This is a genomic window from Loigolactobacillus coryniformis subsp. coryniformis KCTC 3167 = DSM 20001, from assembly GCF_002706425.1.
GTDB classification, from domain to species: Bacteria; Bacillota; Bacilli; order Lactobacillales; family Lactobacillaceae; genus Loigolactobacillus; species Loigolactobacillus coryniformis.
The window spans coordinates 1,907,800-1,922,618 of sequence record NZ_CP017713.1; the positions used below are offsets into that span (position 1 = coordinate 1,907,800).

16 protein-coding genes are annotated in these 14,819 nt (G+C 42.4%); 8 read left to right on the forward strand and 8 right to left on the reverse strand.

The genetic code is table 11. The features are described from left to right. Window positions 1-7 precede the first annotated feature (7 nt). Both LC20001_RS09485 and LC20001_RS09490 read left to right on the forward strand, forming a co-directional pair. Complete coding sequence (locus tag LC20001_RS09485) at window positions 8-493, forward strand: GNAT family N-acetyltransferase (RefSeq protein WP_003678912.1); 486 nt, start codon at window positions 8-10, stop codon at window positions 491-493. Between the two features lie 66 nt (window positions 494-559). Beyond that, window positions 560-904 carry an ArsR/SmtB family transcription factor gene (locus tag LC20001_RS09490; RefSeq protein WP_010011663.1) on the forward strand — a complete coding sequence of 115 codons (345 nt, stop codon included), beginning with the start codon at window positions 560-562 and terminating at the stop codon, window positions 902-904. 82 nt (window positions 905-986) lie between these two features. Here LC20001_RS09490 and LC20001_RS09495 read toward each other — a convergent pair whose 3' ends face one another. Together LC20001_RS09495 and LC20001_RS09500 are read right to left on the reverse strand one after the other, a co-directional pair. Further along, window positions 987-1,640 (reverse strand): HD domain-containing protein, encoded by a 654-nt coding sequence (locus tag LC20001_RS09495; protein ID WP_003678909.1) that lies wholly within the window; start codon window positions 1,638-1,640, stop codon window positions 987-989. 32 nt (window positions 1,641-1,672) lie between these two features. Then, the gene (locus tag LC20001_RS09500; protein ID WP_010011665.1) at window positions 1,673-2,230 is read right to left on the reverse strand and encodes a GNAT family N-acetyltransferase; all 558 of its coding nucleotides are present in this window, start codon (window positions 2,228-2,230) and stop codon (window positions 1,673-1,675) included. 108 nt (window positions 2,231-2,338) lie between these two features. Here LC20001_RS09500 and pepV point away from each other — a divergent pair, with 108 nt between their 5' ends. Beyond that, window positions 2,339-3,742 carry a dipeptidase PepV gene (gene pepV / locus LC20001_RS09505; protein ID WP_003678907.1) on the forward strand — a complete coding sequence of 468 codons (1,404 nt, stop codon included), beginning with the start codon at window positions 2,339-2,341 and terminating at the stop codon, window positions 3,740-3,742. 348 nt (window positions 3,743-4,090) lie between these two features. Here the strand turns inward: pepV and LC20001_RS09510 are convergent, their stop codons facing one another. From LC20001_RS09510 to LC20001_RS09520, 3 genes are all read right to left on the reverse strand, one after another. After that, window positions 4,091-4,549 (reverse strand): TspO/MBR family protein, encoded by a 459-nt coding sequence (locus LC20001_RS09510; protein WP_010011666.1) that lies wholly within the window; start codon window positions 4,547-4,549, stop codon window positions 4,091-4,093. A gap of 122 nt (window positions 4,550-4,671) precedes the next feature. Then, window positions 4,672-4,851 carry a hypothetical protein gene (locus LC20001_RS09515; RefSeq protein ID WP_010011669.1) on the reverse strand — a complete coding sequence of 60 codons (180 nt, stop codon included), beginning with the start codon at window positions 4,849-4,851 and terminating at the stop codon, window positions 4,672-4,674. Between the two features lie 89 nt (window positions 4,852-4,940). After that, window positions 4,941-5,399: an ASCH domain-containing protein gene (locus LC20001_RS09520; RefSeq protein ID WP_010011670.1), complete on the reverse strand. Its 459-nt coding sequence runs from the start codon at window positions 5,397-5,399 to the stop codon at window positions 4,941-4,943. A 137-nt stretch (window positions 5,400-5,536) separates the two neighbouring features. Between LC20001_RS09520 and LC20001_RS09525 the strand changes: the two genes are divergently transcribed. Then, window positions 5,537-6,001, forward strand: a complete 465-nt coding sequence (locus LC20001_RS09525; protein ID WP_010011671.1) for a hypothetical protein — start codon at window positions 5,537-5,539, stop codon at window positions 5,999-6,001. A 25-nt stretch (window positions 6,002-6,026) separates the two neighbouring features. Here LC20001_RS09525 and LC20001_RS09530 read toward each other — a convergent pair whose 3' ends face one another. Beyond that, a complete protein-coding gene (locus tag LC20001_RS09530; protein WP_010011672.1) occupies window positions 6,027-6,275 on the reverse strand; it encodes a hypothetical protein in 249 nt (82 codons plus the stop codon). Between the two features lie 136 nt (window positions 6,276-6,411). Between LC20001_RS09530 and LC20001_RS09535 the strand changes: the two genes are divergently transcribed. Both LC20001_RS09535 and LC20001_RS09540 read left to right on the forward strand, forming a co-directional pair. After that, window positions 6,412-7,377 carry a biotin--[acetyl-CoA-carboxylase] ligase gene (locus LC20001_RS09535; protein ID WP_003678903.1) on the forward strand — a complete coding sequence of 322 codons (966 nt, stop codon included), beginning with the start codon at window positions 6,412-6,414 and terminating at the stop codon, window positions 7,375-7,377. Between the two features lie 125 nt (window positions 7,378-7,502). Beyond that, window positions 7,503-8,603, forward strand: a complete 1,101-nt coding sequence (locus LC20001_RS09540) for a baeRF6 domain-containing protein (protein WP_010011673.1) — start codon at window positions 7,503-7,505, stop codon at window positions 8,601-8,603. 144 nt (window positions 8,604-8,747) lie between these two features. Here LC20001_RS09540 and LC20001_RS09545 read toward each other — a convergent pair whose 3' ends face one another. Further along, window positions 8,748-9,671, reverse strand: coding sequence for an IS30 family transposase (locus LC20001_RS09545; protein WP_099267147.1), 924 nt, complete (start codon window positions 9,669-9,671; stop codon window positions 8,748-8,750). A 208-nt stretch (window positions 9,672-9,879) separates the two neighbouring features. On the opposite strand from LC20001_RS09545, the gene LC20001_RS09550 reads away from it, so the two are divergent. Then, window positions 9,880-12,450 (forward strand): transglycosylase domain-containing protein, encoded by a 2,571-nt coding sequence (locus tag LC20001_RS09550; RefSeq protein ID WP_244901103.1) that lies wholly within the window; start codon window positions 9,880-9,882, stop codon window positions 12,448-12,450. A gap of 50 nt (window positions 12,451-12,500) precedes the next feature. On the opposite strand, the gene ccpA is transcribed toward LC20001_RS09550, so the two are convergent. Next, on the reverse strand, window positions 12,501-13,502 hold the full coding sequence (gene ccpA, locus LC20001_RS09555; RefSeq protein ID WP_010011676.1) for a catabolite control protein A: 1,002 nt from the start codon (window positions 13,500-13,502) through the stop codon (window positions 12,501-12,503). A gap of 205 nt (window positions 13,503-13,707) precedes the next feature. Between ccpA and LC20001_RS09560 the strand changes: the two genes are divergently transcribed. Continuing rightward, entirely contained in the window at window positions 13,708-14,805 is a 1,098-nt protein-coding gene (locus LC20001_RS09560) for a M24 family metallopeptidase (RefSeq protein WP_010011678.1), read from the forward strand. The last annotated feature ends 14 nt before the right edge of the window (window positions 14,806-14,819 follow it).

Sequence of the window (14,819 nt, forward strand, 5' to 3'; positions counted from 1 at the left end):
GCTTCTTATGCAAATTCGCCATGTACAACCAACTGACTTATCAACCTTGATTGAAATCGAAAAGGCTGGCTTTGCCCCAGCAAAAGCGGCTACTCCTGCTGCTTTTAAAAATCGCATTGATACGATCAGCGACACATTTTTAGTGGCCACTGAACAAGACCAAGTGATCGGTTTTATTAACGGTCCAGTGATCGACCAACTTTATTTGACCGATGATCTTTTCACAACCACTAAGCCTAATCCCGTTAGTGGTGGCTATCAAAGTGTCCTCGGCTTAGCGGTTGCACCAGCTTGGCGTCATCACGGTGTGGCCCAACAACTTTTAAGTGAACTAGCCCAACAAGCTCAGCAGCACCAACGACGCGCAGTCACTTTAACTTGTGAGCATCGATTGATCCCATTTTATGAAGCTGCCGGCTTTCACAATGACGGCCAATCAGCATCAACGCACGGTAGTGTTATCTGGTATAATATGGTGCAGGCCCTGAATTAAGGACTTTTATCGGTAAACTAGTATCAAGAATAATAATTTTAACTGTGAGATAGAGGAGGCCTTTACGTGGAAAATCCTGTTGCCCCGACTGCCTTGGTGACCGCTGTGCAGGAGGCGATTCCAGATGATGCTGTTTTAGCGCACATCACAACGTTATTTAAAGTCCTAGGTGACAAGACTCGTGCACGAATTCTTTACGCCTTATACGAATCCGAGCTATCGGTCTCCGGCATCGTTGCGGTGTTGGATATGTCGCAATCATCCGTTTCACATCAATTACAAACGCTAAAACAAGCTGGTTTAGTTAAAAATCGGCGTGCTGGTAAGATGATCTACTATTCATTAGCCGATCACCACGTTATCAGCATCTTTAGCCAAGTTATTCAACATGTTAATGAAGATCAAAATTAAGCTAAGTAACCGCTGGTCAGTTGCTTAGCTTTTTTGGTAAACAAAAAAGCTGCTAATGCAGCTTTTCATATTTTACATTCAATTACGCTTCCCCGTTCCATTCGGCTTTAAATTCAGCTAGAAAAGCTAACATTACTTGCTGCCGTTGTGCAGCAATTTTTTTAGCACTTGGTGTGTTCATGCTGGCTTGCAATAACAGTAGCTTCTCATAAAAGTGATTGATCACTGGACTTTGCTGCCGGTAAGCGGCTTTATCCATCTGGGTTCGCGGCTTGATGGCTGGATCATATAGCGGTGCCCCAGTGTGACCGCCATAATAAAAAGTACGTGCAATTCCAATTGCGCCAATTGCATCTAATCGATCAGCGTCCTGCACGATCTGGCCACTTAAAGGTAAGGCTTGTTTATGTACCAGATTTTTACTGAAGGACAAACGATCAATAATCAACCAAATTTCTGTTTGTTGTTCATCGCTCACTTGTTCCGCAGCTAAAAAGTCACGCAGCTGTTGCCGGGCTACTGCCACGTCAGCAACCACTTTATCATCGATCACGTCATGTAGCGTTGCCGCCAATAAAGGCACAAACGCAGCGACGTGCTCTTGCTGGCAAAGCGTCTTCGTCAAACAGACCACACGCTGAATATGGTCAATACTGTGCCCGCTATGATCTTGCCCTAATACTTGCTGCATATAAGTTGTTGCCGCAGCCAATTGTTTCTGTTGTAACTCATTCATAATTTAACTCCTCTGCTCAGCAAAAGCTGGGCCTATTTATTTAAATATTGTTCGCGCGTGATAGCGTGTAGACAGCCGTCGACAAACTGATGACGCATCAAAATAGTCTGATGTAGTACCCCTTCCTGCTGCATCCCTACTGCGGCCATCACCTTAGCTGAAGCTTGATTTTCCGGTTCATGCAAGGCATAGATACGCTGCATACTTGTTTGGTGAAACAGCATATCCAACAATGCCGTCACACTTTCCTGCATATAACCGCGATGCTGATAAGCTGGATTAAGTACATACGCCAGACTCGCTTTACGATTATTTTCATCGATATCAAGCAATTGCACTGCACCGATCAGTTGATTATTTTCGTTTAAAGCAATGCCGTATTGTCCGGCTGGTCGTGCCATGAAAAAATCCAAGATGGCCTTTTTACTATCAACCAAGCTATGATTGACTGGAAATACGTAGTGTGCGGTTGCTGGATCACTGGCATAGTCAAACATTGCGGCCGTATCCGCCAGTGTAACTGGTCGTAATTTAACTCGTGACGCTGGCACACTTGGTTGCTCAAGTAACTCCTGTACCAAAACTCCCATCAATCAGACCCCTTTTCTAATTAAAGCTGTGTTTTTAATTGCCTAATTGGTCAAATATGATACGCTGATAGTGTTTATTTTATCTTATTTGGAAGCAGGTGCAACAACATGACGATTGATTGGGAAAAAGAAGTTAAACAACGCGAACCAGAAATGTTAGCCGATCTCGCGGAATTAATTGCGATCGATTCTTCACGTGATGATGAACATAAAACAGCTACCGCGCCTTTAGGCGAAGGACCACGGGATGCACTCCGCAAAGTGCTCTCATTTGGTGAACGCGATGGTTTTACGACTAAAAATATTGATAACTTAGCTGGCCGAATCGAATATGGCGACGGCGCCGAAGCCTTAGGCATCTTTGCACACATGGACGTCGTTCCCGCTGGTGATGGTTGGGATACAGAACCATTTAAATTAACTGAACAAGACGGAAAATTGATTGGTCGCGGAACTAGTGACGATAAAGGACCTTCAATTGCCGCTTATTACGGCTTAAAAATTGTCCGTGACCTGGGTTTACCATTGAGCAAAAAAGTGCAATTGATTTTTGGTACTGATGAAGAGTCTGATTGGACCGGCTTAAATCGTTATCAAGAAACACAAAAAATGCCTGATTTTGGTTTTTCGCCAGACGCTGAATTTCCGATCATCAATGGTGAAAAAGGAATCACTGATCTAACCATCAAGTTCCCTACTTTGGCGCAGAGTACAACGGCAGCTTTGAATTTGCAAAGTTTCGAAGCTGGCTTGCGTAGCAACATGGTTCCACAAAAAGCAACCGCAGTTGTAACTGGCGCTACTGAACTGAATACGGCTTTTGATGCCTTTTTAGCTGCTAATCCAGTTACTGGTCAAATTACTCAAAATGACGACCAAACAACGATCACTGTATTAGGTAAAGTTGCTCATTCAATGGCCCCTGAAGATGGGATCAACGCTGCCACTTATCTGGCTACGTTCTTAGCTGACCTTAACTTAGATCAAGCTGGTAAAGCCTACGTTACGGTGATTAAAGACTATTTCCATCAAGCTGATCGTGGGCAGCATTTAAACATCGCCCACACGGATGAAATTATGGGTGATTTAACCGCTAGTCCTGACTTATTCCATTATCAAGTAGGACAAGTACCTGATATTTTATTGAATGTCCGCTATCCAAAAGGTATTGATGCCGCAACGATCACTAAAAATATTCAGCAAACCTTGGCTGAATATCAAGTTGAGATCACTGCCAGCGCTCATTCGATGACACCACACTATGTTGCACCTGATGATCCATTGGTCGCAACCCTATTGTCGGTTTTTGAAGCACGCACCGGCCAACCCGGTCATCAAGCCGTCGTTGGTGGTGGCACTTATGGCCGACTATTAAAACGTGGGGTCGCTTTTGGTGCTTTGTTCGATGAAACCAAGAACGTTATGCACCAAGCAAACGAGTACACTTTAAAGGCTGACTTCTTGAAAGCAGCGGCAATCTACGCCCAAGCTATTTTCGAGCTAGCCAAATAAGCATAAATAAAAACGCCTATTACTAGGCGTTTTTATTTTTCCTTTGAATTGATGATTTTTGACTTGTCGTACTAAACAACGAGAATGTGCCATAAGGCGCCCAATTACTACTTTGCTAATAAGGTTGAGCTATTTGCAAAAAAACACAACTAGCTTTGATGCTGCGGGCGCTGACATTCTTGTGGCAAAAATCATACCGCAGGAAACATAGCAAGGCGAAAACCGCCAAGTGGAAACAAGGTAAACGGAAAAAGTTGCCTTATGTCACACGTTTTAGCTGTATTATTTGGAAGTAAAAGAAGGAGTTGAACATAAATTACTTATGTCTCAACTCCGTTTTTTACACAATTAATTTAACAGCGCAACTCCAGCAGTCAAGTAAGTCGCAAACAATAGCCAAAGTAGGTACGGCCACAGCAGAATAACACTCCGCTCCTTGGTTTGCTGAATCAGCCAACCTAACAAACCGACCATCACTAAGATAATCAATAGTCCTAACCAATAGGCATTAAAACGGAAAAAGACGATACTCCATAAAAAGTTTAAAGTAATTTGACCACCAAATAATAACCACCGTAAATTAGTTGTACGTGTTTTACTGGTCCACAAATGATAGGCGTAAATTCCTAACAGTAAATATAGTACAGGCCAGACGATGCCAAAAAGAAACGATGGTGGTGCCAGTGGTGGTTTATTCAGTCCGAGGTAAATAGCTTTAATATCACCAGCCAACCAGCTGGAAAGCATCCCAATTAATTCAACCACAATAATTGAAAGTGCCAAGCGACCCCATTTTATTTTGCTCACAACATCAGCCTCCTTCAGATTTAATAATGACTCTAATTCAGCTTAACAAAATGTTGGGACCGGATAAAATGATATGCAGACATAAAAAGGGATGGTCCACAACGAACCATCCCTTAACCAAACTAACGTGAAATCACAACGACTAATAACATTTCGCTGTCGATACTGTCGGAAGTGTTGATTGGCGTTAACTTAACGTCAACTAATTCACGATCCTCTTCACTGACATCCAATAACACTTTGTTCAACCGCTTTTCCAATTCCTGGGGATAAGTGGTAAAAACCTTGCTTTGATAATGCATTTACTTGCTTGCTCCTTCTAATAATATTATGCTAATTAGAGAATGTTACGGCTAGCATCCGCCAATGACTGACATTTACTGTCTTGACATTAATAGTGGTATAACAACATAAAACGTTCCAACAAAACTAGCGTTTGCTCGGTAAATTTTTGTTGTGCGGCAGCCAATTCTTCAGTGAAAAATTTTTCATGTACTCGGCGCCAATAAGCTAACGTCCGATCACCCTCACCTTCGGCAAAGGCGTGATCGGCACTGACATCACAAAAAGGCACTACATCAACTGCAGTAGTCCGAATGATTGCAACCGCCTGCTGGTGACCGTCTAAAATCACGCTATAGTCACCAACTTGCGGTAAAGGCATGTTGGTCAGTCCGTATAACGCATAATTTGATGCTGTCGCGGTTTTCTTACGCTTAAGCACTAAATTAGCTAAGTCATCGGCCATTTGCGGTGTTGCCCCAAATGACCAAGCATCAAAGTCAGCTTTGACTTCAGGATGCTCGGTAATAAAGGCGTGCCACATTTTGATTGCTGATTCATTTTCCATATTGCTGCTCCCTCATTCCTAATCTAATTATAGGAAATTCTAACAGCTTTGACAATCAACGATTTACAGTCAAATTAGCGATATACTGATTTAAGCCACCTATCAACCATTAAATTACAAAGTAGAGGCGATAAAAATTGAAAAAATTTGAACACTATCATCCCATGATGAGTGCCCATTACACTCTAGATTGGCTGACACAAACCCCATTAAAGGTCATTCACGCCGCCATTCCGACTGAACGTTCAATGACCGAAATGGCTCAGGTCGTCAGTAAAGCAATGCAACTGGTCATGCATAATCAAGCTTTGATCTGGGGCATCGTGCAACGTGATAATCAACAATTTGCTGGTGTAGCCAGTTTGTCGATCGACACAGTCGCACAATGCGCTGAACTCAAGTTTATTTATCAGGCGGACCGCTTGCCTGTTGCTGGACGTAATGAGATCATCGACTACTTGGCCGCATTTACGTTTGCGGAACTCGAATTACCTCATTTTGTGATCACACTTGCGGCTACCGATAACGCACTACGACAAAACTTGATCACGCAAGGTTATCAAACTACTAAACAGCCCCAGAAGCTAATAAAAAACAAGTAACTTCAAAAAAGTCACCTGTCAGCGGTTACAGAAAGATGCGTAAATTACGCTTATTGATCACAATTGTTTCAGCACTAGTCTGCTTATGGTGCTGCCGCAATAAGTGTTTCACTAATTGCTGTAATTTACCGTCGTCTTCTTTTAGTTTAGCCAGCACATCAGTATTGATTTTGAGCACTAATTTCTCCTTGGTGTTCGGTACGTCGACCGTGACTTGTTTTGTTTTCAAATCGGCCGGATCAAACTTATGCTGTAAAAAATCTTGCCATGTCACAAAAAAGCCCCCTTTTATCTCATTATAGACCATTTAACATAATAAAGGTTATGTTAACTTGATATTGATCAATAATTTGTGCACTTTTTTAATTGATCAAGTCCATTAAATCCTTATCCGAACGGAGTCTACGGTAATGTCAACTCAAGAAAAATTATTAACGCTTTTATTAGAACACCCCACCGAATATCTTTCTGGTGAACGTTTAGGCCAAGAACTAGGTGTTTCCCGCACTGCTATTTGGAAGGCCATTCAAGCCTTAAAGGCAGCTGGTTACCAGTTAGAAACTAAAGCACATCAAGGTTATCGGTACCAATCAGCCGATATTCTGAGCGCACCGGTGATTCGCCAGGATTTAGCACCTGAGTTAGCGCAAATTCCTTTGAATATTTTTCCGCAGTTACCCTCCACTAATCAAACTGCCAAAAAAGCAGCCGCTGACAATGTAGCTACTCCCCAAATTTTTATTGCGGATCAACAAACTGCTGGCTACGGCCGTTACGGGCGAAATTTTGTCTCACCGGAACAAAAAGGTATCTATATGTCGCTACTGCTAAAACCCGCTCATCCATTGACTGATGTTGGCTTATTGACCACTGCCGTAGCCACCGCCGTTTTTCGTGCAATCAAGGCAACAACTGGTATTGTCGTCGATATTAAATGGGTCAATGATCTTTATTATCAGGATAAAAAAATTTGTGGTATTTTGTCTGAAGCCATCACTGATTTTGAAAGCCAACAGATCAGTCATCTCGTGATTGGAATCGGGCTTAATTTTGCTACGACCCCTTTGATTCCTGCTGAACTACAGAATAAGGTTGGTGCGCTTTTTCAAGGCCAACCATCGATTACCCGTAATCAGTTGATCAGTGCGATCATCACCCAATTTTTCGACCTTTATCAGACTTATCCTGATGGTGCTTTTTTAAACGAATATCGTGCGCATTCACTTTTAATCGGCCGTAAAGTTACGCTGCAACAAGGTCAGCAAACCATTACCGGTACTGTCAAGACAATCAATGACACCGGTGAATTAGTGTTGACTACCACTGCTGGTAAGCAGGTCTTCGGCTCCGGTGAAGTCACCAAAGTTCATTTTTAGGGTCCAAGTTTCAAAGTGGCAGTCCCTTCCTGAAACATGTTAAGCTGAAGTTATCAAATAACTGGTACTTAAACCAAGGCGTTCTAGGATCAATCAGCTAAAGCGCATAAACAGGAGGTAACCTTATGACCACAACAACATTTACTGATCTCAAAACATTGCTCAGCGAACTAGATCAAGGTCCCTTTGTCTCACTTTACTTTTCGATGGCCCCAGCGCGGCAAGCCGATAAAAATCGCTTAACGATCAAACAACTTTTTAAAAGTGCAGCTACTCAGTTTAGCCAGGATTTTCCTGACCTAGATTGGCAACCCTACGAACAACAACTAACGCCATTATTGACCGATATTCCTTATTGGCAAGATGAGTTGCCAACTAGCTTTGGTATCATTACTAGCGCTGCGCACACCACGGTATTGCGTTTAGATACTACTGTTGAATCACAAGCTTGCGTTAGTAGCTGGCCCAACCTATTACCACAGATTGCGGCTCAACAATTAGCTTTTAACTTTGACTTATTGTGCTTAAATCAAGATAGTTTCCAACTATTCCAGGTTAATACGGGGGTCCCAGAAGCAATCAGCCTACCGGATGACGCGCCAACGACATTGCAAAAAGCTCTGGGAACAGAAGTCAGCGGTGGCGACCTTAATTTCCACGCACATACAGGGGGTCATGGCGAACACGTTAGCTACCACGGTCATAACACTGCTGACGCCGAAAAAGAAATCGATCATCGCAACTATTATCAGGCCGTAGCCGACTATATCCGGGAAATAACGGCCAAACGGCAGCGGGCACTGGTTTTATTCGCACTGCCAGAAAATCAGAGTCTCTTTCGCCCCTTAGCTAAAAATATTTACCTAGCAGAACATTTAACGATCGAACGATCACCGATCAGTTTAACAAACAGTGAATTAACCACTGCGCTTAAACCACTCCAAACTAAATGGCAAGCTGAATTATTATCAATCGTCCATGAACGATATGACTTAGCCGCTAACCAAAAACTGATCGTAAGCGAACCAGAAGAACTACGCAATGCCGCTTTAGCCGGACAAATTGATACATTATTGATTGATCAAACCCAGTTGACTGGTACAACACCAGATTGGCTATTAGAGATCTGCGACCAAGTATTACGCTATCAAGGTCGCGTGCGCATCTTCCCAACGGCAGATTATCCAGCTGCTGAAGCGGTAACCGCAATCAAACGTTACCGTTAATTCGTAACATGTATAAAAAGTTACCTTGGACAAATCCATCAAGGTAACTTTTTATTTGCGCACAGTTTAATAAATTCTTAAGTCTACTCACTTATGACCCATTTTATTGTGTTAGGCAGATTGCAAGAAATAACTTGAACAAATTTAGTAACGCAGATTACGCAAAAAGATCTCAATCGGTGTTCGCCAATTTAAACATTTGAGTGGTCGGGAATTCAAATACCAGTTAATTTGAATCAATTCATCATCGGTAATCTCATCAATCGGTTGACCTTTGGGAATGAAGCGGCGTAGTACTCGGTTGCGATTTTCATTACTGCCTCGTTCATGTGGCGAATAAGCGTGCGCAAAGTACAGCGGAACACCGGCCTGTTCTTCAATCAAATTGTAGTTGGCGAATTCTTTCCCATGGTCAACAGTAAGGGTCTTGAGATTATCTCCTAACTGGTTAGCCAATTCTAAAATAGCCTTGGTCATTGAAGTACTATCTCGTCCATTAAGCCGTTTAACGATGGTAAGCCGACTCTTACGCTCGACAAACGTAGCTACTGCTTGACCTTTACGTTTTCCAGATAAAACTGTATCAGCTTCGAAGTGACCTGAAGTATTACGATCAGAAATTTCAGCTGGACGATCTTCGATGGAACGTCCATGACTAAAACTACCACGGGTTTCTTTAGATCGTTTGCGACGAATACCATGGTCAGGTAAATCAGTCACATTAATATCCAGTAGTCCCTGATCAATCCAGTTATAGATGGTTTTGTAGGCAATTCTAACTACATGAGCCACTTGTTCAATTGACCATTTTTGGATCTTGATTTTTTCTTCAATCAATCGCTTTAGGTTAGTCGTTAAGATGGTTTTACGACCACGATGACTAAGTTTAACTGCATGGTCAGTTTGAGCCTTAACTGCGTGATACTCACCAGCTAAGCGATGAACCTCATTAAAGATAGTGGTTTTACTAAAGCCTAAATAATCGGCAATATATTGAAGTGAGTGCTTTTCATGATGAAGTGTTTCGATGACAACGCGGTCTTCAAATGATAAAATAGTGGTGCCCATAAAGGTCCTTCTTTCTAGTGGAATGTTGTGGTGACACCATTAAAGACCTTTACGGGTTTTTCTGTCCACTAATATGTTCAACTTAAATTTTACAATCTACCGTTAATTTTGGCCGAAGTCTTTCATTTTGATTACCATTACCAATTTTTCGGCGCAAATAAAATTCAATCTGTTATAATACGTAGAGTATTTAGATTTTTAAGGTGGGATGATGTTGAAGGACCATAGATCTAGAACCGATCAGCGCCAACAGCGGCGACCTGATGGGTTCTTTCCGCGGCTAGTACAGCTGCTTGGCCGAATATGGCATTACATAAAACGGCGTCTGAGCTTTCCTGACGTCATACTAAAAGAAACGGCAACAACCAAAGAAACAATCTTTTATTATCTCGATATTAGTATCAGTGTCGCCCGTAGTTTACTGTTACACTTGCTATCATTTGGGTTAGTCGTTGGTGCGCTGGGGTTAGGCTTAGGTCTCGGTTACTTTGCTGCCTTGATCAGCCACGATAACATTCCTAATTACACAACAATGAAGCGTGAGATCAATAGTAATTATGAAGCATCGAATCTTTATTTCGCTAATGATGTGCGTTTAGGCTCGATGCGAACTAATTTAGTTAGTCAGTCGGTATCGATCAATCAGATCTCACCTAACTTAACTAAAGCAATCACCTCAACCGAAGACCAATACTTCTATCAACATAAAGGAATCGTGCCTAAATCAGTTTTCCGGGCACTCCTGTCTAGCTTAACCGGTATTGGTGTTCAAACTGGTGGTTCCACGCTGACCCAACAGTTAGTAAAAATGCAAATTTTGAATTCGGAAACTACATTTAAACGTAAAGCAACCGAAATTCTATTAGCATTACGGGTCGACAAATACTTTTCTAAAACTGAAATTTTACAGGCTTACTTAAATGCCGCCACTTTTGGTCGTAACAACAAAGGACAAAATGTGGCTGGGGTCGAAGAAGCCGCTGAAGGCTTGTTTGGTGTTCACGCCAGTCAAGTCAATGTGGCCCAGGCCGCCTTTATCGCGGGCCTACCCCAGAGTCCATCGGTTTATACACCTTATACCAACACCGGTAAGTTGAAAAAGAACATCGAATACGGCCTAGAACGTAAAGATGTAGTTCTTTTCCGAATGTATCGCGACAATAAGATCAGCTACAAGACTTATCAAGCAGCGAAAAAGTATGATCTAACCAAAGATTTTCTGCCTAAAGCAAATAATCCGCAACAAAGTGTTAAGTATGGCTACGTTTATAACCTCTTGACACAACAAGCAAAAGGGATTATCAAAAAGCAACTTTACCAAGCTGACGGTCTGACCGCCGCTAAGGTTAATAAAGATGGTGCCCTTTCCGAACAATACGACGAACAGGCAGAACAGCTATTGGCTAATCGTGGTTATCATATTTACAGTACGATCAACAAACCGATCTATAACGCCATGCAACAAGTTGTTAAACAACAAGGTTCAACTTTAGGTCAAACCTACTATGATACAGCAACCGATGCCAGCGGAAATATTGTTAAAGTGAAGGAACAAGTTCAAAATGGTAGTGTGCTCTTGAATAACCAAACCGGTGCCATACTTGGCTTTATTGGTGGCCGTAGTTATTCCAGTAGCCAATTAAACCACGCCTTTGATACAATGCGTTCACCTGGTTCATCGATCAAACCATTAGCCGTCTATGCACCAGCGATCGAACGCAAGATCATTGGCTCAGAGACTAAGTTGGCCGACTTTAAAGTTAATTTTAATGGCTACAAGCCAACCGACTATGGATCAACGATTCAAAATCGGTTCATCAATGCGCGTGAAGCTTTGAAATATTCTTACAACATTCCAGCGGTCAATCTGTACAACGAAGTTCGTAATCAAGGTTCAGTCAAACCTTATCTCGAAAAGATGGGAATCACTTCGTTGACTGCCAATGATTACAAAAACTTAGGTTTAGCGCTTGGCGGGACTGATTATGGGGTCACGGTGGCCGACGCTGCAAGTGCCTACTCTACGCTTTCTAACGGTGGGACCCATACCGATTCTTATGTGATCGATAAAATTACCGATGCTAATGGCAAAGTGGTTTACCAACACAAAGCAAAATCAACTAAAGTCTTCTCAGCAGCAACTGCCTACATCACCTCTAATATGATGCACTCCGTAGTATCTTCGGGGACGGCTAGTCAAATTCCGGGTGAAACCGTCTTTGACACGACTAACTTAGTTGGTAAAACGGGGACATCTAATGACAATCGTGATAGTTGGTTTGTTGGTAGCACACCAACAGTTACCTTAGCTACTTGGACAGGTTACGATAACTATAATGGTTCCTCGTATAATCTAACTGATTCATCTAGTGAGATCACCAACCAGTTCTGGTCTAACCTTGCTAATGCCGTTTACAATGCGGATAGCAGCGTAATGGGTACAACCAAAACGCGTAAAAGACCAAGTGGCGTCACGACTGCCTCGGTGGTTAAATCAACAGGACAGTTACCTGGACAATTAACGGTCGCTGGTCAAAGCGTCTTCGCCAGTGGCACTAAAACGACTTCGTATTATGCCGGTTGGAGCCCAAGTAAAACGAAAGAGAAATTTGGGATCGGTGGTAGCACTTCTAATTACTCAACTTTCTGGAAAAATTACATTAATGGTAATAACGCTGACGGCGCCCTTTATGGTGGCGAAGTCATTCCTGATGAATACACTGAAGGCAATACCACTACTGGTATCGGTCAGAGTACGGCCGCAACGACCACAAATTAAACTAAAAAAATAAACCTGCCGTAAAAAAACGGAGGTTTATTTTTTTACACTTATTTAGTCGTACCACGTTCAACGATACCATAAGGTAAGAGAATCGTTTGATTGTCGATTTCTTCCTTATTCATCATCTTCGTCAATAATCGCATTGCAACTGCACCAATATCATACAATGGCTGTGTGATCGAACTCATCTTGGGCCGTGAGATCTCAGTCAATTTGGAATCGTTGCTGGTGATCAATTCAAAATCATCAGGCACGTTGACGCCATCATCACCGGCACCATTCAATAAGCCAATTGCTAATTCATCGTCGCCGATCACTGCAGCAGTTGCACCAGCTGCCTTGACCCGATCCCAGATTGCTTCGCCAGCTTTATAACTGTATTCAGTTTCAAAAACCAAATTAGGATCGTAAGCAATTTTAGCTTGAGCTAAGGCTTTCTTGTAACCTTTCAAACGATATTGGCCGTTGATTGGTTCGTTTAAGCTACCCGTAACGAACGCAATCTTTTCGTTACCATGACGAACTAAAGTACTGGTAGCTTCATCAATTGCTTCAACGTAATCAATGTTAACACTAGCCACTTGTTCGTCTGGATCAACTGAACCGGCCAAAACGATTGGTGTCTTTGAGCGCGCAAATTCAGTCCGAATGCTGTCTGTGATCTGATTGCCCATGAAGATGACCCCATCGACTTGTTTAGCCAACAAAGTATTCAATACTTGGATTTCTTTTTGGCCGTTTTCATCTGAATTAGCCAAAATAATATTGTACTTGTACATTGTTGCTACATCATCGATCCCGCGAGCCAATGATGAGAAGTAAATGTTAGTGACATCGGGAATGATCACGCCGACGGTTGTCGTCTTTTTACTAGCTAAGCCCCGCGCAACAGCATTAGGCCGGTAGTCTAAACGATCAATGACTTCAAGAACTTTCTTTCTAGTTGCTGGTTTAACGTTGGGGTTACCGTTCACGACACGTGAGACGGTTGCCATTGAAACGTTAGCTTCACGCGCAACGTCATAAATGGTGATAGTTTGTTTATCCATTAGAGATTCCTCGCTTTGTTTTCATTAATTTTCATGGAATTACCTTTTATAATTTAACAAAATTCGCAAACAAATGCAAGCGTTTCAAATGCTTTTTTCATAAAACTTACATGCTTGTTTTCATAATCAGTTGTGAATTAAATTGAAAATTTGTGAAACGTTAATTATGCTATACTGAAATAGAATTAAGAAAGGATGATTACTTATGAATCATTTGCAAAATTTGCAAAACTGGTTAGCGACTAATCGTTATGATGTCGCCTACATCAGTAATCCAACTAACGTGGCCTATTTCTCTGGTTTCTTTGCTGATCCAGAAGAGCGGGTACAAGCGTTACTGGTTTTTCCTGATCAAGACCCCTTCTATTTTGGCCCCCAACTAGAAGTTGAAGCCGTCAAAGCTAGCGGTTGGACTTACCCTGCTTATGGCTACCTCGATCATGAAGATGCCTTTGCTTTGATCGCCAAACAAGTTGAACAACGGCAAGCACAACCTAAACGTTGGGCCATTGAAAAAGATGATCTCTCCTTTGGTCGTTACGAAGTGTTACAACAAGCATTTCCGCAGGCTTCTTTCCCTGGCGATGCCAGTCGCTTCATTGAACAAGCAAAGCTGATCAAAACGCCGGATGAAATTGCGGAAATGGTGGCTGCCGGTAAAGAAGCAGATTATGCCTTTGAAGTTGGCTTCAAAGCGATTCAAGCTGGGCGGACGGAACAAGAAGTCGTTGCCGAGATCGAATATGCCCTAATGAAGCGCGGCGTCATGCAAATGAGTTTTGACACCATCGTACAGGCCGGTGCTGATGCGGCTGATCCACATGAGGGTCCTAAAGCCACAAAAATTCAGCCAAATGAACTGATTTTATTTGACTTAGGAACCGTGCATAACGGCTACATGAGTGATGCTACCCGGACAATAGCCTTTGGTCAACCAGATGAAAAAGCGCTAGACATTCACAAAGTTTGTTTAGAAGCACAATTGACCGCGCAAGCAGCAGCTAAGCCAGGTTTGACCGCAGCTGAATTGGATCACATTGCCCGCAGCGTGATCACTAAAGCTGGTTATGGTGACTACTTTATTCACCGTTTAGGCCATGGTATTGGTACTTCAACCCATGAGTTTCCTTCAATTATGGAAGGCAACAACATGGAATTACAACCAGGCATGTGCTTCTCGATTGAGCCAGGGATCTATATTCCTGGCGTTGCCGGTGTACGGATCGAAGATTGTATCCATATCACTGAAGACGGCAATGAACCATTTACCCATACACCTAAAGAATTACAATACATTAAGTAGTAACGATCTTAAGA

Bases quoted from the DNA above. Each gene is read 5' to 3' on its own strand.
- LC20001_RS09485 (WP_003678912.1), top strand. From the start codon at position 8: ATGCAAATTCGCCATGTACAACCAACTGACTTATCAACCTTGATTGAA.
- LC20001_RS09495 (WP_003678909.1), bottom strand. From the start codon at position 1,640: ATGAATGAGTTACAACAGAAACAATTGGCTGCGGCAACAACTTATATG.
- LC20001_RS09500 (WP_010011665.1), bottom strand. From the start codon at position 2,230: ATGGGAGTTTTGGTACAGGAGTTACTTGAGCAACCAAGTGTGCCAGCG.
- pepV (WP_003678907.1), top strand. From the start codon at position 2,339: ATGACGATTGATTGGGAAAAAGAAGTTAAACAACGCGAACCAGAAATG.
- LC20001_RS09515 (WP_010011669.1), bottom strand. From the start codon at position 4,851: ATGCATTATCAAAGCAAGGTTTTTACCACTTATCCCCAGGAATTGGAA.
- LC20001_RS09520 (WP_010011670.1), bottom strand. From the start codon at position 5,399: ATGGAAAATGAATCAGCAATCAAAATGTGGCACGCCTTTATTACCGAG.
- LC20001_RS09535 (WP_003678903.1), top strand. From the start codon at position 6,412: ATGTCAACTCAAGAAAAATTATTAACGCTTTTATTAGAACACCCCACC.
- LC20001_RS09540 (WP_010011673.1), top strand. From the start codon at position 7,503: ATGACCACAACAACATTTACTGATCTCAAAACATTGCTCAGCGAACTA.
- LC20001_RS09545 (WP_099267147.1), bottom strand. From the start codon at position 9,671: ATGGGCACCACTATTTTATCATTTGAAGACCGCGTTGTCATCGAAACA.
- LC20001_RS09550 (WP_244901103.1), top strand. From the start codon at position 9,880: ATGATGTTGAAGGACCATAGATCTAGAACCGATCAGCGCCAACAGCGG.
- ccpA (WP_010011676.1), bottom strand. From the start codon at position 13,502: ATGGATAAACAAACTATCACCATTTATGACGTTGCGCGTGAAGCTAAC.
- LC20001_RS09560 (WP_010011678.1), top strand. From the start codon at position 13,708: ATGAATCATTTGCAAAATTTGCAAAACTGGTTAGCGACTAATCGTTAT.